We start from the raw sequence: 20,009 nt of genomic DNA on the forward strand, positions 1-20,009 counted from the left end.
GAAAGCCTTATAAATAAAGGCTTCTAGCAATTTATTTGTGTACCAGATTCAGTGAAATTTAGCCCGATTTGTGCTACTTCGCTTCTTTCCTAGGTACACAGGTTTTGTGCTGGTGCTGTCTGTATAGCTAAGCGTGTACCAAAAAAGCGCGGCTGTATAGGGAAGGGGGCGAACGACTACGAACGATGAAGTGGCGGATTAGCTGGGTTTTTTGGGGATTCGGAAACCGTCACGAACCCCCGCGAACGTCTTTCTACTTTCCAATACAAAAACGGCTAAAAATCACGCCGAGCAGATCGTCAGAGGTAAATTCGCCGGTGATTTCGTTGAGGCTAAGTTGGGCTAGACGCAGTTCTTCGGCCAAAATTTCAATTTGCAAATAGCAGGCGTCCGCAGTATTAAGGTGCTCACGGGCAACGCGAATCGCGGCGAGGTGACGCTCGCGAGCGATAAACACGCCGTCGTTCATACCCTGCCAGCCTATCTTCTTCAACAGCTTATGTTTTAAGTCTTGCAGCCCAATACCCTGTTTGGCGGAGACGTGGATTTCATCGTCAGCGATTTCGCCGGCTTGATCGCCAGTGAGATCGATTTTATTAAACACCCGCAATACGGCTAATGAATCGGGTAGTTTGGCTAAAATTTGTTGATCGTGTTCGGTGATGCCTTCGCGGCTATCGAGCAGCAAGAGCGCCAGATCGGCTTTGTCGACGGCCGCCCAGGTGCGCTCGATACCGATTTTTTCCACGGTGTCATCGGTGTCGCGTAGGCCCGCAGTGTCGATAATGTGTAGCGGAATGCCGTCGAGTTGAATCAGCTCACGGACGGTATCGCGGGTGGTGCCGGCAATGTCGGTAACAATGGCCACGTCTTCGCCAGCCAGTGCGTTCATTAGGCTGGATTTGCCGACGTTGGGTTGGCCAATCAGCACCACGTGCATGCCTTCACGCAGTAATTTGCCTTGCGTTGCAGTGTCCATCACGCGCGCGAGTTGGGCGCTGATGGTGTGTAATTTACCGCGCGCATCGGCCGCTTCTAGAAAGTCGATGTCTTCTTCGGGAAAATCCAGCGTGGCTTCAACCAGCATGCGTAGATTAATCAATGCGTCGACTAGCGTATGCACTTCCCGTGAGAATGCGCCATCGAGTGATTTGATGGCGGATTTGGCTGCGGCCTCCGATTGCGCGTCGATAATGTCGGCGACGGCTTCGGCTTGGGCTAAATCGAGTTTGCCATTTAAAAAAGCGCGCTTGGTAAATTCACCCGGCTCGGCGTGGCGGGCGCCGAGTTCAATACAGCGTTTGAGCAGCATATTCATCACCACTGGCCCGCCGTGGCCTTGCAGCTCTAATACGTCCTCTCCGGTGAATGAGGCCGGATTAGGGAAAAACAGGGCAATGCCTTCGTCGATGGTGCTGCCATCAACGGCTTGGAAGTGGGCAAAGTGAGCAAAGCGCGGTTTGAGCGGGCGGGCAATGAGGCCGCTAATGACGCTTTGGATGTCTTTGCCAGAAATACGAATCACCCCAACGCCACCTCGACCCGGTGCGGTAGCAATGGCGGCAATGGTATCGGGGGTATAAAGCATGGTGAATTCTCTTAGGGTATTGGCTGCTAATTATTGTAAAACAAGCGCTGGCGCTCGATACATCGTTTTGAATTGGGTTTCAGTAAAGATAGCAAAACGCCGCCCGAAGGCGGCGTTTTTATTTTAAGCCTTGCTAACTATTCTTGGCTTTTTGTGCAGCGTTTTCAATTTTCTTGGTAATCACATATTGCTGAATGATCGACAAGATATTGTTCACAACCCAGTACAGCACCAAACCGGCTGGGAAGAAGAAGAAGAATACCGAGAAAATCAATGGCATAAACTTCATCATCTTCGCTTGCATCGGATCCGGCGGTGGTGGCGACAAGGTCGTTTGCACGTACATCGATACCGCCATAATCAGTGGCAAGATGTAGAGCGGATCTTTCACCGATAAGTCATGGATCCAGAATTCCCACGGCGCTTGGCGCAATTCAACGGCGGCCAACAACATCCAGTAAAAACCAATGAACACCGGAATTTGCACCAGCATCGGTAAACAACCCCCGAGCGGATTTACTTTTTCCGTTTTGTACATTTCCATTACAGATTGTTGGAATTTCACGCGGTCTTCGCCGTGACGTTTTTTCAGCTCTTCCATCCGTGGTGCTAACAAGCGCATCTTGGCCATTGAGCGATAGCTGGCGCTCGCTAATGGATAGAATGCGGCTTTAAGCAAGATGGTTACGATGATAATCGACCAGCCCCAGTTGCCAACAAGACCGTGGATAAATTGCAAGACGGCGAATAAAGGTTTCGAGAAGATGGTGAACATCCCGTAATCTTTAACCAGATCAAAGCCTTTGGCTACGGTATCAAGGCGTTTGCTTTCTTGTGGGCCAAGAAAGATCGGTACTGATTTTTCAAACGTTTGGCCCGCCGCAATGCTTGGTAATTGAACGATGGCACCGACGGAGAATAAATTATCCGGCAACGCTTTCATTTCAATTTGGCAGGCATTTGGCGCGCAAGCATCACCACCGGCTTCTGGCGAGAAAATCCACGCCGAAACAAAGTAGTGTTGAATCATCGCAATCCAGCCGTCTTTGGCCCAAGGCGTGTATTTCGCTTCACCTTTACGGATCTTATCGAAATCTACTTTTTGGAATTTGGCTTCTTCGGTATAGACCGCAGGACCGGTGAAGGTGTGCGTACCAAACATGCCCGGATTTTCTACTTTGCCGTCACGAACTAGGCGATAGTAAGCACTGGTCGTTAGCGGTGCAGTGCCCGCATTGACGATTTGGTACTTCACATCGACTAAGTATTTGTCGCGTTGGAAGGTATAGATTTTGGCAATTTTGACGCCGTTTGGACCGGGTGCTTCTAAGCGAACGACAACTTCATTTTGGCCTTCAGCCAAGCTGTAGTTGCTTTGTGCTGCAGTGAAAACGCTTTTATGCGTTGGCATGCCTTCGCCAAGTAGACCGGTTTGTGCGATATAAACATGCTCGCCTTCATCTTGTAATAAGACAAAAGGTTTGCTTGGATCATCAGTGGCACCGACTTTGAGTAGCTCAACATGACGTAAGTCGCCGCCGTTGGCGTCGATTTCAGCGCGGAATAAGTCGGTTACGACCTTAATCCGTTGTCCTTTGGCGACATTGCTTTCTGGCGTAGTGTTGGTGGTGGTGTTGCTGGTCGTTGTTGCGCTAGCCGAAGCGGCACTGGCTGTGGCACTGGCCGTTACTTTGGGCTGCGGATAACGCTGCTCCATGTATTTTTGCCAGAAAAACAGAATGCTGAAAGACAGCGCAATAAAGAGGATTAGTCTCTTAGTATCCATTTGAACGGAAGAGCTCCCAACTCGGTGGGTTATTTACGGAACAGGATCATGTCCACAGCCGCCCCAAGGGTGGCATCGACACAGACGTTTTGTCGTGAGCCAACTGCCTTTGATTGGCCCGTATCGGCTCACCGCTTCAATGCCGTATTGTGAACAAGTCGGCGTAAAGCGGCAACGAGGACCTAGCAGTGGACTGATCATCAACTGATAAAGTTTCAGCAGCGTGATGATAAGGCGCGACATTGCTTGATTCGTTTAAATAAACTCAATAACGCGGCACGCGCAGCGGCCCCGTCCTGACGTGCAAACGGTTTTCGCGATCTAACGACCACATCCAGACCGAGTAGCAATTCAGTATTTTGACGAAACAGCTCGCGGACAGTGCGCTTAATATAATTACGACCTACGGCACGTTTATCGGTTTTTTTGCCGACCACCAACCCTAAGCGAGCATGCTGGCTTAGATTGGGTTTACCTAAAACTTGGAAGTAATCATTGCTCACTGAAGCACGCAAACTAAAAACGGATGAAAAATCATCCGTTTTTAGTAAGCGTGCATCACGCGCAAAGCGGTAGCGTTTTTCGCTCTGCATGCCGAGTACTCCGCAAGCAGGGGCGTTGGTTCGCAACAGCTTAAGCCGATAAAACTTTGCGGCCTTTGGCACGGCGAGCGTTTAAAACGCGAACGCCACCAACAGTTGCCATGCGAGCACGGAAACCGTGAGTACGTTTACGTTTGATTACAGAAGGTTGGAAAGTACGTTTCATGACTAAATCCTAAGTGCTAATTGGGCAGTAAACACGCGATTTAATCAGTACTGCTAGTAGCTTGTCAAGTGAGAGTCGTAATTAACCGTGGATCGATTGCCTACTGTGCTTGTGGATAAGTATTGCACTTGCGAGTACAATGCCCTACTTCTCGGTAACTCTCAGTGGCCAAAATGGCCGTGCGAAACTTGGCTTAATATTCAAGGCTTTGCGCGGTGTGCCTCAAATTCCATGCCAATAAATAAAATAACATCGCCGAGTTTGGCCTTGATCTGGTGCCCGCTGACCCTAAGCCGTGGTAATTTATTCCTATGCAAATAGAAACACTTTGGCCGCATTGCCTCAATGAACTGCAGCAAAATTTAGGTGCCAGTCAATTTAATATCTGGATTAAGCCCTTGTCGGCGCAGATGATTGACGACACTTTAGTCATTGCAGTGCCCAATCAGATTTTTCTGCAATTTATCCGTGATCGCTATCTGGGCATGATCGAAATGGCCGCAGCGAAGTTGTGTGCCGGCGTTCCGCCGCCGATTGAGCTGAAAGTCGGCCAGATGAGCGCGCCTGCGCCACGCGTTGCCGCGCGCTCCGCCAATGCCGCCAGTGATGAGGCGGCACCTGCGGCAGCGGCTGCGCCAGTGAAAACCGGCAAACGCTTTGACGCCGGTGGCGCTAGCCATGAAACCACACGGCTTAATCCCTCGCATAGTTTTGAGACGCTGGTAACGGGTAAAGCCAATCAGGTGGCGCGCGCTGCAGCTATGCAAGTGGCCGAAAACCCCGGTGTGAGCTACAACCCGCTATTTGTATACGGCGGCGTGGGCTTGGGTAAAACGCATTTGATTCAAGCCATTGGTAATTTTGTTCACCAGCATAATCCGCAGGCCAAAATTCGCTATATTCATGCCGAAAAATACGTGCAAGACGTGGTGAAAGCGTATCAACATAAATCGTTTGATGAATTTAAGCGCTATTACCATTCGCTGGATTTGCTGCTGGTCGATGATATTCAGTTTTTTGTTGGTAAAGACCGCACGCAAGAAGAGTTCTTCTATCTATTTAATGCGCTACTTGAAAGTGGCAAACAAATTATTCTCACCTCGGACAAAATCCCGCGTGAGATTGATGGTTTGCAAGAGCGTTTGACCAGCCGTTTTTCTTGGGGTTTGATCGTACCGATCGAGCCGCCAGAAACCGAAATGCGCGTGGCGATTTTGCTGAAAAAAGCCGAAGCCGAGCATTTTAAACTCGATGCCAATGTCGCCTTTTTTATGGCGAAAAATATCCGCTCCAACGTGCGAGAGCTCGAAGGCGCTTTGAAACGCGTGCTGGCGTATGTGCGCTTTACCAATCAACCGATCACGGTTGAATCGGCCAAAGAAGCGCTACGCGATATTTTAGCCTCGGGTAATCGCCAGGTTTCGGTGGAAAATATTCAAAAAACGGTCGCTGATTTTTACAAAATCAAAGTCGCCGATATGCACAGCAAAAAGCGCACGCGAGATATTGCGCGGCCACGACAAATGGCGATGACGCTGACTAAAGAATTAACCCAAATGAGTTTGCCAGCGATTGGTGATGCATTTGGTGGTCGCGACCATACGACGGTGCTGCATGCTTGCCGCACGATTGAAGAATTCCGCAAAAATGACAGCGAGATGGCGCATCAATACAGCGTGCTGCTGCAAATGTTGCGTTCTTGATGCTGGCGGCATATTTATAACAAATATATCTATTTGATGGGGTATGTGAATGTGAGCCTTTAGCAAAATTGCTAACAGGCGCATACCCTTGTTATATGACCGACGCTATTTTGCTTTGAGTGTATTTATACCTTGAAGCCGCATCGCCAATGCTGCAAAGCTTTCGCATTCCTGATTTTGGCCTCGATTTGAGGTAGAATCGCGGATGCTACCGATAAACTAATACACAACTTGGGTGAGAGTAAATGCAACTGCTGCAGGCTGAACGCGATTCGCTCCTAAAACCACTGGCCACTGTAACGGGTATTGTCGAACGTCGACACACCTTGCCTATTTTGTCGAATGTACTGATTAAAAAAGACGGCGATGCCTTGTCTTTTACCGGTACCGATCTTGAAATCCAAATCAGTAGCCAACAAACCGAAGGCTTTTCTGGTAGCGATTTTGCGATTACCGTTGCGGCAAAAAAAATGTCGGACATTTTGCGAGCGATTCCCGATAAAACGGTGGTTACGCTCGAAGAGGCCGAAGGCCGCTTAACCATTAAAGCGGGCAAAAGCCGCTTTGCGCTGCAAACTTTGCCGGCGGCTGATTTTCCTGAATTAGCTGTTGATACCAATCTGCGCGCTACCATTCGCTTGCCACAAGGCCAGCTTAAAGCCTTGCTCGGCCGTGTGCAATTTGCGATGGCACACCAAGATATTCGTTATTACCTCAATGGCCTGTTTATGGTTACGGATGGTAATTTACTCAAACTGGTGGCAACGGATGGCCATCGTTTAGGTTTTGTGTCTACAGAATTGAGCACGTCGTTTGAAAAAAACGAAGTCATCTTGCCGCGCAAAACGATTTTGGAATTATTTAAATTGCTGTCAGATGTGGATGACGAAGTCACCATTGATATCGCCAGCAATCAAGTGAAGTTCAGCTTTGGCAAAATTGTGATTCACAGCAAAGTGGTTGACGGGAAATTCCCAGATTACAACCGCGTGATCCCACAAAATAACGACAAGCTATTAACGGTTGATCGTCAGGCTTTATTGTCGTCGATGCAACGTGCGGCGATTTTGTCGAATGAAAAATTCCGTGGCGTGCGCTTAGTGCTCACCGATAGTACCTTAAAGATTTTGTGCAATAACAATGAGCAAGAAGAAGCTCAAGAAGAAGTTGAAGTGGGTTATAGCGGCGAAACGCTAGATATTGGATTTAACATTCAGTACTTGCTCGACGTATTGACCAATCTGTCGGTTGAAAACTTGCATTGCTATTTTGGCGACGTCAATTCGAGTGTGCTGGTGACGATTCCAGATAACGAACACTTTAAATACATTGTGATGCCAATGCGTATCTAGGCTGCGGTGAGTAGGGAGTAGGGAATGGGGCATTCGCCCCAGTTTTCTGCGCCTCACTCCCTAATCCCCACTTCCTAATCCCCATACTCAAAAAAGCCATGAACGAAGAAAAAAACCTCCCGCAAGCCCCAGAGAGCGCCCAGTCAGCCGACTACGGTGCAGATAGTATTCGTATCCTAAAAGGTCTCGAAGCCGTTCGTAAACGTCCCGGTATGTATATCGGTGACACCCAAGATGGCACCGGTCTGCATCATATGGTCTTTGAGGTGCTCGACAATGCGATTGACGAAGCATTGGCTGGGCATTGCGACACCATTCGCGTCATCATTCACGCCGATAGCTCGGTGAGTGTTGAAGACAATGGTCGCGGTATTCCAACGCAAATTAAAGAAGACGACGAATTTAAGCGCTCAGCCGCTGAAATCGTCATGACTGAATTGCACGCGGGCGGTAAGTTTGACCAAAACAGCTACAAAGTTTCGGGCGGTTTGCATGGGGTAGGGGTATCGGTTGTTAATGCGCTGTCTGATTGGTTGCGCCTAACAATTCGTCGCGATGGTAAAAAACATACGATGGAATTCCGTCATGGTGAAGCCGTTTCGCCATTGAAAGAAGTCGGTGATACCGAGCGCCGTGGTACTGAAGTGCATTTCATGGCCTCGGTAGAAACCTTTGGCGTGGTTGAGTTTCACTTTGAAATTCTAGCCAAGCGAATTCGTGAGCTGTCGTTTTTGAACAATGGCGTCAACATTCAGCTATTGGATCGTCGTAGCGGTAAAGAAGAAACTTTTAACTACACCGGTGGTGTCAGTGGTTTTGTTGAATACGTGAACCGCACTAAATCAGTTTTGCATCCACATATCTTTTACGCGCTGGGCGAAAAAGACGGCATGAGTGTGGAAGTGGCGATGCAATGGAATGATTCTTACCAAGAATCAGTGCAATGCTTTACCAATAATATTCCGCAACGTGATGGCGGTAGCCATATGACGGCACTGCGCCAAGTCATGACGCGTACACTGAATCAATACATCGACAGCCATGACTTTGCCAAAAAAGCCAAGGTAGAAACCGGTGGTGACGATATGCGTGAAGGCTTGACCTGCGTACTATCCGTCAAAATGCCAGATCCAAAATTCTCCAGCCAAACCAAAGATAAATTGGTTTCGAGCGAAATCGGCCCGGTGGTCAGTGAAGTCTTAAGCGGTGCTTTGGCCGACTTTTTGATGGAAAACCCACTCGACGCCAAAATCATTTGCGGCAAAATCGTCGACGCAGCGCGAGCGCGTGAAGCGGCGCGTAAAGCGCGTGAAATCACCCGTCGTAAAGGCGTGCTCGATGGCTTGGGCTTGCCGGGTAAATTGGCCGATTGCCAAGAAAAAGACCCTGCCATGTCAGAAATCTACCTCGTTGAGGGCGATTCCGCGGGTGGCTCAGCCAAGCAAGGGCGAGACCGTAAATTCCAAGCGATTTTGCCACTCAAAGGTAAAATCCTGAACGTAGAACGCGCGCGTTTTGATCGTATGCTCGCCAGCCAAGAAATCGGCACGCTAATCATGGCGCTCGGTTGCGGCATTGGTAAAGACGATTTTAATATCGAAAAACTACGCTATCACCGCATCATTATCATGACCGATGCGGACGTGGATGGCTCGCATATCCGTACCTTGCTGTTGACCTTCTTCTATCGTCAATTGCCAGAACTGGTTGAACGTGGCTATATCTACATCGCGCAACCGCCGCTATTTAAAGTCAAACAAGGTAAAAACGAAACTTACCTTAAAGACGAACAAGAGCTCAAACAACACTTGCTCCGCGCGGCAATGAATGGCGCGCAACTAGCCACTGGCGCCGATGACGTCGTTATTAGTGGTGAAGCACTTGAAACGCTCTCGAAACAATTTATTTTGACCGAGTCCGTGATTGAGCGCGAAAGCCGTTTCCTTGATCCAATGATTTTGAACGCTTTACTTAAAATTAAAGCCCTCGTTTTGGACGATGAAACCAGCGCCAACGACAGCATTGCTCGTCTGAGCGCCGCAGTGAATCATCCGGCATTTCAGTTTGCCGCTGAATCAGTGGACGCCGGCTGGCAAATTCGCATCGAACGCCGCTTGCATGGCGTGGTAACGATGCAATACATCGATAGCGACTTCTTGTTGTCGGGTGGTTACGCCCAAATTGCCCGCATGGCCGATGCCTTAATGGGCCTCATCCACGCCGACGCAGTGATTCGCCGTGGTGCCGCCGAGCAGCCAGTGAAAAGCTTTAAAGAAGCCCTCGATTGGTTACTCGCCGAAGTGCGCCGCAATATGAGCATTCAGCGCTATAAAGGTCTGGGTGAAATGAATCCAGAACAATTATGGGAAACCACCATGGACGTCACCGTTCGCCGCTTACTGCGCGTGAACATCGACGACGCCATTACTGCGGATGAAGTATTCACCACATTAATGGGCGACCAAGTCGAACCCCGCCGTCAATTCATCGAACAAAACGCCCTCGTAGCGCGCAATCTCGACGTTTAAAAAAGAATTTTTTGTCAGTACCAAAAAGCCACCGCATGCGGTGGCTTTTTGTTTTCTTGGGTATAGCCATGCAAGGCTTATTTGTTAATGGCTGCATGGTTATACCTATCAAGAAAGAGAACGATTAGGGTGTGAAAATCCTATAAGGATTTGTGCGCAAAAAACTAGCTTGTCTGTGTTTGTTCCCATGCTGATTTAAAGAAAATTAGTTTATTGCGCTCTTCGGTGGTTAAGTCTGATGGCGTTTGTTCAAGCAATTTATAAACGGCACCAATAAATTCATCAGGGAGTAGTTCCCGATTCTCAATTGTTAATGCATCTCCAAACCCAGTACGGATCGCAGCTAATCTGAGTAGTACGTCTTTATTGCTGAGTTGCGTTTTGAGCCACGTTTGCATCTCTTCAAGGCCTTTCGCTTCTTTCCAAGCATAGAGCGCTGTGATTGGTTTACTCCAAGACCAGAGAGAGTTATTTTCACTTGCAATATCTATTCGGCTCATTGTTTCATTCAAGATTTCTTGCCAGTGTTCTGCTTTAAATGCAAATCAATGGGGTCAGACTCGATTGATTTCTAGTTTTCCGTGGAATCAATCGAGTCTGACCCCTTTGATTTCCTCAATGACGAGGAAAGGACACATACGATATGTATGCGCCTCGACAAATGGGCAACAGTTGAATCTGTAGTGTTATGCTCTCGAGGGGCTGGGTTTAATGTGATCTAAGAAATTCGATAGCGGACAGGGCTGAGCTTGGGTGCTACCGATAGGCATTGTAAAAGAAAACCAAGCCAGTAACATTATTCGATCCGGAGTGAACACCAATTGATGGTGTGGGGCAAAGTTTATTTACCTTATTCTGACTTTTTTTATAACTAACTCCACGTGAGAAAGATTAGGGCAGCGATAAAATGGCAGCGTTACAGCAAGAGCTAATCGTTCGAGGCGAACAAGTTGAACGAGTTTTTATCAACTTTCAGGAAAAAAAATACGTTGTAAACCGGCAGTATCAGCGCAAGCTAATTTGGACTATTGAGGAAAAGCAAAGCTTTATTGACTCAATAATTAAGGGTTTCCCGATCCCTATTATCTTGCTCGCCGAGCCTCTTGGGAGGAAAGATGGGACTCTCGAGATTATTGATGGGATGCAGCGCATGAATGCCATCATGTCTTTTATCACTAACGATTTTTCGTTAGAAGGTTGCTACTTTGATTTAAATACATTTGCGACGACAAAAGACCTACTTGATCGAAAAGTGATTGCCCAAAAGACGCCACTACTCGACCGAGGTCGATGCCTATCGATTGCATCTTATCCAGTGCCGCTTTCAATTTATGAGGCGGCGGAGAAAGAATCCGTGGAGGAGGTTTTTCGGCGTATTAACTCTGGCGGCCGCCAGCTTTCTCGGCAGGAACTTCGGGCTGCAGGTGCGACGGATACATTCGCTGAGTGTATTCGGAAAATCTCTGCACGAGTACGTGGTGACACATCGAATACTGACCTCCTGCAGTTAAGCGAGATGCAAAAAATTAGCATCACGAACAAGGAGCTAGACTATGGCATCAATGCTGACAACGTCTTCTGGGTCGCTAATGGAATCTTGTCGAAAGATCAGCTTCGGCAGAGCAGGGATGAGGAAATGGTCGCCGACATTGTTGCTTACATGGTGTCTGACGAGCCTGTGGCATCACGCACCGAGCTTCTCGACGACTATTTCGGCGCAACATTCCCGGAGACTCCTACCAGCAAGGCACGATTCGACACAATTAACCAGGCAGTTAGAAAGAGAAGTTTGGAACTCGTCGATCTTGACTATCAACGAGTGCACGACGCTGTAATCCTGCTTCTAAGTCAGGCGCAAGCGACATTTACTGGATTGATTTTTCCAAACGGGAATAGTAACAACCCGGTGCCGCGTTACTACCAAGTTGTTTTTCTCGCCCTCCATGACTTGATTGTTAAGAAGAGCATGGTGGTCTCAAACAGTAAGGGCCTGATAGCACGGCTAACAGATTGTGGAAAAAGCATTCAGGTTCAAGATGGAGGGAGATGGGGCGCGGATAACCGGAGCAGGATGATCGATTCAATCGTTGGCTGGATACAGAGCTATTTCGAAGAGGACAAGAATCCAGATCCAGCGAAGGTTCATTGGGTCACTAAATTCCAAAACTTGCTAACAAATTCAATGACTGAGTAAGCAGCCTACGATTTCAAGCAAGGTTTCTATACTCTTGACCCATCGCCCTCCTTCGATGAGGGTTCGTTCAACAAAATAATGGAGACCTGTGCTGCTATCGCTAATATTGGCAAGGGAAGCAAGGGCTACGTACTTGTCGGTGTCGCGGAGAATACTAAGACTGCGGCAAGGGTACAAGAAGTTTTCGGAAGCAAACCCTTGTCCTTTAACGGCTTTCATATAACTGGAGTAGATCACGAAGCAACGCGTGCAGGAAAGAACCTTGATCAGATGTTTCAAGACATCGCAGATAGAGTCGGACGCTCCGTACTATCAGAACCGCTCAAGTCTTACATAGGCACTCATCTTAAATGTGTTCAATACTTTGATAAGACGGTCTTCGTCTTCGAGATTATTGGTCAGGATACGCCTTCCCACTGGGGTGGTAAGTGGGTTGAGCGGCAAGGAGCACAGGTCAAGGAAATCCCCCCTGACCGCATGGGTGCGCTGTTCGAGCGCTTTAGGTGAAGGGCGTAACCCCGGCTAAATCAAAGTTGCTAGTCGTGGTATTGTTTTTAAAAGATATTTAGTTTTTTCATAATCGAGTGGAATTGAGGTTTTTTACTGCTATTTGAAAGGCTTAAAGCCCGCTATGCGGGCTTTTTGTCGTCAAACTTTACTACTTGCGGTAATTGTCAAACTAGTTGTCGCCTCAGTCGTTAAATCCTATGCTATCTTTTTCGCCACTTTTTCCCTTACGAAAATCAATGGGGTCAGACTCGATTGATTTCTAGTTTTCCGTGGAATCAATCGAGTCTGACCCCTTTGATTTTCAAATAACCGGTATGACTGCCAAATCCAAACGAACGCGGCAATCCATTGTGCTAGCATCATTCTCTATTCAATCTGGCAAGTGATGTCATGACCCGTATTGCCCTACTCAATACCGCCAACGATCTCAGCCCCGCACAATGGGCGCAGTTGGCACGCGGCAATGATCCATTTTTGAGTCGAGAATTCTTGGGGCTTGCCGAAAGCACTGGCGCGGCCAGCGCTGATTTAGCGTGGCAGCCTGTGCATGTCGTGCTGCAAGCGGCAGACGAATCACCGCGCGCTTTTTTGCCACTGTATTTGCGCCAGCATTCCTTTGGTGATTTTTCGCGCGATTGGCAATGGGATCAAGCTTGGCAATCCGCAGGGCTGGCCTACTATCCCAAATTGGTGTCGGCAATTCCATTTACACCATCGCCGGGGCCGCGCTGTGTCTTGGCGCAAGGCGAGCCTGAATCCACGAGAGATGAGCTAATTGCAGCAGCGATTCATGTCGCGCAAGAGCTCAAAGCCTCGTCATGGCAATGCTTGTTTGTGCAAGAGAGCGATCGCGCCGCGCTGGAAAATGCGGGGATGTTGCTGCGTGGCGGCGTGCAATTTCATTGGAAAAATCGAAATTACGCCGATTTTGACGATTTTTTGGCGACGTTCACCGCGATGAAGCGCAAAAAACTCAACCGCGAACGCCGTTATGTCAGCGATGCGGGTTTACGTTTAGCGACTTTGCATGGTGACGAAATCGACGCGGCGAGCTGGCAAGCCATTTATCGGCAATACGCCGACACCTTCCGCCGCTATGGCAATCATCCGGCATTTTCACTCGAATTTTTCCAGCAACTCGCCGCGCAAATTGGCCGTGCAATGGTGGTGTTTGTTGCCTACCAAGGCGATGATCTGGTCGCGTCGGCGATTTGCTATCGCAGCGGCACGACACTGTTTGGCCGCCATTGGGGTGCGGATATTGAATGCCCCGGCCTGCATTTTGAGCTGTGCTATTACCGAGGCATCACCTACGCGATTGAACATGGACTGCGAACTTTTGAGCCTGGTGCACAAGGCGAACACAAGCTAGCGCGCGGCTTTGAGCCGGTGATGACTTGGGGCAGCTATTGGATCGCCAACCCCCGCATGCGCCACAGTGTCGCCCAATTCATCGCCCGCGAAGCCGCCGCCACCGAGCAATACCAATTGGAAATGAGCACGCATCTGCCGTTTCGGCTAGAAAGCTGAAATCAGCCTTAGGTATTTGCTCAAGAAAAATCAATGGGGTCAGTATCGTAGGTTGGGCTAAGCCTGCGCAGCCCAACGTTTACCGAGTATTGATTTTATTCCTCTCGAAGTTCAATAGGTATGTTGGTGTAGATGCTGATATGTCTGGCTTTCATCTCTATACCTGCAAATATTTTGGCGCGAACTGTTTGCTTAGCCTCTCGATTGTTGGGCTGCGCAGGCTTAGCCCAACTTACATTGCGGATTGAGTTTGGTGGTATCAGCATCAAATTGGCGGGTTACGCCTAAAGGCTAACCCGCCCTACGATATTGATGTGCCCAATAACAATAAGGCCGCAAACAATCGTTTGCGGCCTTATTAATGCTGGTCGAATGAGATCAATGCATATCGTGTCGATAGTTAAATGCCGGGAGTCGCCAGCCGCGTTTGAGGGCGGTGAGTCGTAGGAGTAGGCCAAGGGCGAAGCAGGCGGTGACGTTGAGGTCGTGGTCGATCTTGAGCGTGAATAGGCCGATATACAGTAAGCCGACTAGCATCGAGACGCTGGCGTAGAGCTCGCGCAAAAAAACAATGGGTACTCGATTGCAGAGCATATCGCGCAAGATGCCGCCGGCAATACCCGTGATCATGCCAGATAATAAAACGATTAGCGGGTGGTAGTTCATGGCCAAAGCCACGTCGCAGCCGATGATGGTAAAGGCGATAAGGCCAAGGGCGTCGAGGAACATAAATAGCCGATTCAGGCGTTTCATATGCCGGCTAATTAAGACGGCGGCGATGCCGCTGGCGATGACTAAAGCCACGTATTCAGGATGCTGCGTCCATGCGATGGGGTAGCGGCCGAGTAAAATATCGCGCACCGTGCCGCCGCCTAAGGCGGTTAAAAAGGCGATGACCGATACGCCAAAAATATCCATATTACGGCGGCCAGCGGCTAGGGCACCGGTCATGGCTTCGGCCGAAATGGCCAGTAAATAGATTAATGTGAGCATGGGCGGGCTCGCGGTGTATTGCTTGGGGTGGGTTGCTGCGGATAAATTGCGGACAAGGCGGGTTCCTAGTGTGAATTCCAAGTGTTGGAATAGCCTCTCCCTTTGTCCTTTTACCTGAGAGTTGCGTGGCGGGTGCCACTTGCCCCTTCGGTGGGTTGCGCTGAGCAACCGCTCTCCAATTGGCTGAATCAAAATTCCTGCGGTACATGGGCCTGAGCGATTCTGGGAGCTTGCGTCTTCGGCGAAGGCAGATGCCTTTCTCTCCCGCGAGGAGGGGCGATGCTAACGCTAAATCCAAAACGAGTCAATTTAAGCATCGCTAGATTATTCGCCATTTAAATGCGGATTTAATCGCCATGGATTGCCAATGACTGGATTGATAAATGGGCGTACATCGTAGATTGGCAGCGTTGATTGATTGCGCTTTAAATGCGCTGAATGTGGCTGTGTCATATCGCATTGCTAAGATTGATATATTGCCGCCGATGATCGTTGTTGTGGGAAATCTGCTGTGTGTTTCGGGTAAATGTGAGTTTGGCTTTAGAAATCGGCTAAGCTAAGTCTCTATGGTGAATTGGCAAGGGAAGATCATGAATAATGTATTGATTGTTTCAGTGATTGGTCCAGATCGATCGGGTTTAGTCGAGCAATTGGCGGCGACAATTGCGGCTAAAAATGGCAATTGGCTTGAGTCTTCTTTTTCTCGTTTAGCCGGGCAGTTTTCGGGGATTGTTAAAGTGGCCGTGACAGGGGCCGGTGAAGAGGTGTTATTGGCTTTGCAGCAAATTGCCGGGCTGGATATTCGCGGGGTATTGGATATTGAGCGAGAAGAAACGACGCTTGTTTCGCAAAGCGTGGCATTAAGTTTAATTGGCCATGATCGCGTTGGGATTGTCAAAGATGTGGCGACGATTTTGGCGCGGTTTGCGGTGAATATTGAAAAACTCGAAACGTGGTTATCGAGCGGCGCTATGTCGGGCGAAATGATGTTTCATGCGCAATTAATTTTATCTGCGCCGTTGGATGTCGATTTAGACCAAGTGCATCGCCAATTGGAATGTATTGCCGATGATTTAATGGTGGAGTGGACTGATTAATGTCCTATTTACGTTATTTGGCGTTGCTGCTGTTTTTTCTGGCGTCCTCCGTGATGGCTTATCCTTTAGTGATTGTGGTGGAGAGTTATCATCCAGAAAACGCTTGGGATAAAGCGTATTTAAATGGTTTACGCAGTAAATTGGATGGCGTCGCTGAGTTGGATTTTATTGCTTTAGATACCAAGCGTTTACCCACCAGCGCGCATCTGGAGCAAGCTGATTTGGCTTTTTATGAAATTCAGCAAAAAAAGCCCGATTTAGTGGTTTTGGGCGACGATGCGGCTTTGGCATTATTGGGGCCAAGATTGGCCAGAATGAAAATGCCGGTGGTATTTTTGGGCATTAATGCCGATCCGGCGCAGTATTTTGGTGGGAAATTACCCGAAAATATCACCGGGGTGATTGAACGCCCTTTGTATCAGCAAAACTTTAATTTAATTCGTGAGTTATTACCGCAAGCAAAAAATATTTTAGTGTTATTAGATCAAGATCGATCGGCTTATTTTATACAGGCCGATATTCAACGTTTAAAGCACAATGATATTGATGTGGTGCTGGTGAATAATTATTCGCTTTGGCAAAATAAAGTGATGAATGCCAGTTTGCAATACGATGCGATTGTATTGGGCACTTATCAGGCCTTAATTGGGGCCAATGGTCAGCATGTGGAGGCCGATGAGGTGATGTCGTGGACGCGCGCGCACAGTCCGGTGCCGATTTTTGGCTTTTGGGATGTTGCGATTAGTCGGCAGGGCGCGGCTGGCGGGATGGTGTTGTCCGGGTTTGAGCATGGCGCAGTGGCCGGAACGATGGCGCGCGCGATGTTGCAACAGCCTCGGCAGGTATTGCCTGTGCAGCAAAGTAGCCCTGGGCATTTGATATTTAGCCGAGCGCAGGCCAATTATTGGAAAATTCAAATTCCCCGCAAAATGAGTAAGCGAGTGAGTTGGTTGCCTTAAATTGGCTTTTTTTCAGTGCGATGTTTCGATGACGTGTTGATGGTGCTTAAGGGGCCGCTCAACACACCGTCTGAACAAAACGATGTAATGATGTATATGAATGTAGGCCTTATTGATAATGGCTTTTATTCATATACCCATAAAACGATATCACTTTAATTGCCGACAGCCAGCGCTGCGCCTGAGGCGACGGTGGCTCGGAGTTGCAGTGGTTTGACGCCAAATTGCTGGCTAAAACGGCGGCTAAAACGGGATGCCGAGGCATAGCCACATTGCTGCGCGATATCGCCAATGCTGTGTGAGGTGGTTTGTATCATGCCTAAAGCGGTGTTTAAGCGCACTTGTTCGAGTAAACGCCGAAATGAACTGCCTTCTTGCATCAATTGTCGGCGCAATGTCGACGCGCCTAAATGTAATTGCTGCGCCATTTGCTCAACCGTCCACGGCTTGCTGGTGTGTAGCAATAATAATTGCTGCACGCGCTGGCTAATTGAATCGCCTTTATCGATAAAAATCGCTTGTCCTTGTCCGGCCATGGCTAGCGCCAGCAGTAAGCCGATGGCGCGATGATGTAATAACGGGGTTGGTTCTGCGTCGCTGGCTTGAAATAACTGATCCCATTGCAGCGCAAACCACGGATCAAGTTGGACGCAAAGTTGCGCGGGCTGCAGCAGTGCCGCCCGCAAAACTTCGGGGTATTGCTGCCGACAGCGCGCAATCAGTTGCGGGTCGAGCAATACCACATCACAAGCGTAGCCATATTGATCGGCTTGATTACGCAGCGTGACTTCTAGCCCCACGGGCGCAATCACCAAATCCCCCGCACGAGCAATCAAATGCTGCTCGCCAATAAAGAGATGTTTTTCACCTTGGCGAACGCGCATCAGCATCGGCTGCAAGCAGCAAATTTGGCGCAAAGATTGCGTTGATTTGGCTTGGATTTGGCTCAATTTGATTTGCTTGGTTTGGAATGCTGGCATTGCCGCTGGCTCTTGTGTGCTGGCGGCAAGGCTTGCCGCGTGGATTATTTGCTGCGCTGATAAGTTGCGGTGAGTTGCGCTTTTGCCAGTTGATGTTGGTTGAGCATAAAGCCGACTAAGGCACCGCTGGCATTGGCATCGACGGGGAGTTTTTCGGTATCTAACGCCCAGACGGTATAGATATAGCGGTGGGCTTTATCGCCAACGGGTGGGCAAGCGCCGCCGTAGCCGCTTTGGCCAAAGTCGGTGCGCGTTTCAAGTGCGCCGGCAGGCACTGCGCCGCTGGCAATCGATTGCACTTGGGCTGGGATATTGACCACATTCCAATGCCACCAGCCGCTACCCGTTGGTGCGTCTGGATCAAACACGGTAATGGCAAAGCTTTTGGTGCCTGCTGGGGCGTTTTTCCAGCTCAGTTGCGGTGAAATATTGGCACCACTGCAACCAAAACCGTTGAATTCTTGCTTTTGAGTCATTGGCGCATTGGCTTGGATGTCTTGGCTGCTGAGTTGGAATTCAGCAGCAAAGGCGGTGTGAAGACTAATGGCCATAAATAAAGCGGTGCTAATGCGTTTCATGATTGCGCTCCGTGTTGTTGAAAAGCCATCATACGCAGCATCTTAAAGGTGGATGATTCTGGAAAGCTCAGATTTTATCCTTAAACGCTCTATTTGGTTATTTATCTATTATTTTTGAGCGTTTAAGCGTTATCGCGATGATTTAAACGCCGAATTGATCGCGCAAGGCGTAATACCAAGCGCCCAAAGCGGTGAGCGGTACGCGTAATAAGCGCCCGCCGGGAAAAGGGTGATGCGGCAGTTTGGCGAAGGCATCAAATTGACTGTAATGGCCTTGTATGGCTTGCGAAATTAAGCGCCCAGCCAAATGGGTGTAAGTCACGCCATGGCCGCTGCAGCCTTGTGAGTAATAGATATTTTTGTCTAGCCGCCCCATTTGCGGCAAACGCGATAGCGTTAAACAAAAATTGCCGGTCCACGCGTAATCAATGTGTACCTGACTAAGCTGCGGAAAAGTCTGGCGTAAATTCGGCACAATCACCGCTTCAATATGCGCTAAATCGCGTGCGCCATAAGTAACGCCACCGCCGTAAATCAAGCGCCGATCGGCACTCAGACGATAATAATCCAGCAAAAAATTACAATCTTCGACGCAATAATTGCTGGGAATCAGTTGCTCAGCCAGCGCACCCAGCGGCTCGGTGGCAACCACTTGGCTGCCACACGGCATGGTTTTGGCGGCGAGCTCAGGGATTAAATCGCCCAAATAGGCGTTGCAAGCCACAATCACAAATTGGCACCGCACCGCGCCTTGCGCGGTTTGTACTAATGGGCGGGTGCCGCGTTGAATTTGCGTGACCGCCGATTGCTCAAAGATTTGTCCGCCCAAGGATTCAAAAGCCGCCGCTTCACCCAGCGCCAGATTGAGTGGGTGCAGATGCCCGGCACTATGATCGACTAAGCCGCCGACATAGCGCTCACTGGCAACGGCTTGGCCAATGGCGGCTTTATCTAGCATTTCTAGCTGGGTATGGCCGTAGCGCTCCCAGAGTGCCTTTTGTGCAGCCAGATGCCCCAATTGTTTGTTGCTGATCGCCGCAAACAGACCGCCATTTTTAAGGTCGCAATCGATTTGATAATGCGCGATTCTTTGGCGAATAATTTGATTGCCAGTAAACGCCATTGCGCCCAAAGCGTCGGCAGTGGCTTTGCCATATTGCCGTTCAATCACATCCATATCGCGCGAATACGAATTCACGATTTGCCCGCCATTGCGCCCCGAAGCCCCCCAAGCGATTTGTGCTTGTTCCAAAATCACCACCTGATAACCGGCTTCGGCTAAAAACAGTCCGGCCGAAATGCCGGTAAATCCGGCACCAATAATGCAGATATCCACGTCTAAATCGCGGTTGAGTTCAGGCCTTGCTGGCTGTGGATGGGCGCTGGCGGCGTAATACGAGGCGGCGTGCTTGAGTTGACTCATAGGGTTTTCCGTTGGCAAAA

Annotated in this window: 18 protein-coding genes and 2 riboswitches; of the genes, 7 read left to right on the plus strand and 11 right to left on the minus strand. The window is 49.1% G+C overall.

All coding sequences use genetic code 11. The features are described from left to right. Positions 1-253: 253 nt before the first annotated feature. The 5 genes from mnmE to rpmH form a co-directional block, all read right to left on the minus strand. The gene (gene mnmE / locus LG219_RS11385; RefSeq protein WP_226764612.1) at positions 254-1,588 is read right to left on the minus strand and encodes a tRNA uridine-5-carboxymethylaminomethyl(34) synthesis GTPase MnmE; all 1,335 of its coding nucleotides are present in this window, start codon (positions 1,586-1,588) and stop codon (positions 254-256) included. Between the two features lie 133 nt (positions 1,589-1,721). Continuing rightward, positions 1,722-3,374 carry a membrane protein insertase YidC gene (yidC, locus tag LG219_RS11390; protein ID WP_226764613.1) on the minus strand — a complete coding sequence of 551 codons (1,653 nt, stop codon included), beginning with the start codon at positions 3,372-3,374 and terminating at the stop codon, positions 1,722-1,724. Positions 3,375-3,407: 33 nt separating this feature from the next. Beyond that, positions 3,408-3,617: a membrane protein insertion efficiency factor YidD gene (yidD, locus tag LG219_RS11395; protein ID WP_182076222.1), complete on the minus strand. Its 210-nt coding sequence runs from the start codon at positions 3,615-3,617 to the stop codon at positions 3,408-3,410. Then, entirely contained in the window at positions 3,590-3,967 is a 378-nt protein-coding gene (gene rnpA, locus LG219_RS11400) for a ribonuclease P protein component (protein ID WP_173533026.1), read from the minus strand. The genes yidD and rnpA overlap by 28 nt, the downstream gene beginning before the upstream one ends. Before the next feature lie 40 nt (positions 3,968-4,007). Then, positions 4,008-4,142, minus strand: coding sequence for a 50S ribosomal protein L34 (gene rpmH / locus LG219_RS11405; protein WP_173533027.1), 135 nt, complete (start codon positions 4,140-4,142; stop codon positions 4,008-4,010). Positions 4,143-4,453: 311 nt separating this feature from the next. On the opposite strand from rpmH, the gene dnaA reads away from it, so the two are divergent. The 3 genes from dnaA (at position 4,454) to gyrB (ending at position 9,725) form a co-directional block, all read left to right on the plus strand. Beyond that, complete coding sequence (dnaA, locus tag LG219_RS11410; RefSeq protein WP_173533028.1) at positions 4,454-5,845, plus strand: chromosomal replication initiator protein DnaA; 1,392 nt, start codon at positions 4,454-4,456, stop codon at positions 5,843-5,845. 245 nt (positions 5,846-6,090) lie between these two features. Beyond that, on the plus strand, positions 6,091-7,197 hold the full coding sequence (dnaN, locus tag LG219_RS11415; protein WP_173533029.1) for a DNA polymerase III subunit beta: 1,107 nt from the start codon (positions 6,091-6,093) through the stop codon (positions 7,195-7,197). 98 nt (positions 7,198-7,295) lie between these two features. After that, positions 7,296-9,725: a DNA topoisomerase (ATP-hydrolyzing) subunit B gene (gene gyrB, locus LG219_RS11420; protein ID WP_226764614.1), complete on the plus strand. Its 2,430-nt coding sequence runs from the start codon at positions 7,296-7,298 to the stop codon at positions 9,723-9,725. Positions 9,726-9,889: 164 nt separating this feature from the next. On the opposite strand, the gene LG219_RS11425 is transcribed toward gyrB, so the two are convergent. Beyond that, on the minus strand, positions 9,890-10,237 hold the full coding sequence (locus LG219_RS11425) for a hypothetical protein (RefSeq protein WP_226764615.1): 348 nt from the start codon (positions 10,235-10,237) through the stop codon (positions 9,890-9,892). Positions 10,238-10,632: 395 nt separating this feature from the next. Between LG219_RS11425 and LG219_RS11430 the strand changes: the two genes are divergently transcribed. Next, positions 10,633-11,919: a DUF262 domain-containing protein gene (locus LG219_RS11430; protein ID WP_226764616.1), complete on the plus strand. Its 1,287-nt coding sequence runs from the start codon at positions 10,633-10,635 to the stop codon at positions 11,917-11,919. A gap of 900 nt (positions 11,920-12,819) precedes the next feature. Beyond that, a complete protein-coding gene (locus LG219_RS11435) occupies positions 12,820-13,959 on the plus strand; it encodes a GNAT family N-acetyltransferase (protein WP_226764617.1) in 1,140 nt (379 codons plus the stop codon). Between the two features lie 378 nt (positions 13,960-14,337). On the opposite strand, the gene LG219_RS11440 is transcribed toward LG219_RS11435, so the two are convergent. Next, positions 14,338-14,952 (minus strand): trimeric intracellular cation channel family protein, encoded by a 615-nt coding sequence (locus tag LG219_RS11440; RefSeq protein WP_226764618.1) that lies wholly within the window; start codon positions 14,950-14,952, stop codon positions 14,338-14,340. A 92-nt stretch (positions 14,953-15,044) separates the two neighbouring features. After that, positions 15,045-15,141, minus strand: a riboswitch (glycine riboswitch). A gap of 1 nt (position 15,142) precedes the next feature. Beyond that, positions 15,143-15,229: riboswitch (glycine riboswitch) on the minus strand. 47 nt (positions 15,230-15,276) lie between these two features. Continuing rightward, the gene (locus LG219_RS15445) at positions 15,277-15,405 is read right to left on the minus strand and encodes a hypothetical protein (RefSeq protein WP_284691687.1); all 129 of its coding nucleotides are present in this window, start codon (positions 15,403-15,405) and stop codon (positions 15,277-15,279) included. 137 nt (positions 15,406-15,542) lie between these two features. On the opposite strand from LG219_RS15445, the gene LG219_RS11445 reads away from it, so the two are divergent. Continuing rightward, on the plus strand, positions 15,543-16,049 hold the full coding sequence (locus LG219_RS11445) for a glycine cleavage system transcriptional repressor (protein ID WP_226764619.1): 507 nt from the start codon (positions 15,543-15,545) through the stop codon (positions 16,047-16,049). Then, a complete protein-coding gene (locus LG219_RS11450; RefSeq protein WP_226764620.1) occupies positions 16,049-17,008 on the plus strand; it encodes an ABC transporter substrate-binding protein in 960 nt (319 codons plus the stop codon). Before LG219_RS11445 ends, LG219_RS11450 begins: the two co-directional genes overlap by 1 nt. A 155-nt stretch (positions 17,009-17,163) precedes the next feature. On the opposite strand, the gene LG219_RS11455 is transcribed toward LG219_RS11450, so the two are convergent. The 3 genes from LG219_RS11455 to LG219_RS11465 all read right to left on the minus strand — a co-directional run bounded on the left by LG219_RS11455 (position 17,164) and on the right by LG219_RS11465 (position 19,989). After that, on the minus strand, positions 17,164-17,988 hold the full coding sequence (locus tag LG219_RS11455; protein ID WP_226764621.1) for a helix-turn-helix transcriptional regulator: 825 nt from the start codon (positions 17,986-17,988) through the stop codon (positions 17,164-17,166). A gap of 44 nt (positions 17,989-18,032) precedes the next feature. After that, on the minus strand, positions 18,033-18,566 hold the full coding sequence (locus LG219_RS11460; protein WP_226764622.1) for a YbhB/YbcL family Raf kinase inhibitor-like protein: 534 nt from the start codon (positions 18,564-18,566) through the stop codon (positions 18,033-18,035). Between the two features lie 142 nt (positions 18,567-18,708). Then, positions 18,709-19,989 (minus strand): NAD(P)/FAD-dependent oxidoreductase, encoded by a 1,281-nt coding sequence (locus tag LG219_RS11465; RefSeq protein WP_226764623.1) that lies wholly within the window; start codon positions 19,987-19,989, stop codon positions 18,709-18,711. Positions 19,990-20,009 lie beyond the last annotated feature (20 nt).

This window comes from Deefgea salmonis, assembly GCF_020531905.1.
GTDB classification, from domain to species: Bacteria; Pseudomonadota; Gammaproteobacteria; order Burkholderiales; family Chitinibacteraceae; genus Deefgea; species Deefgea salmonis.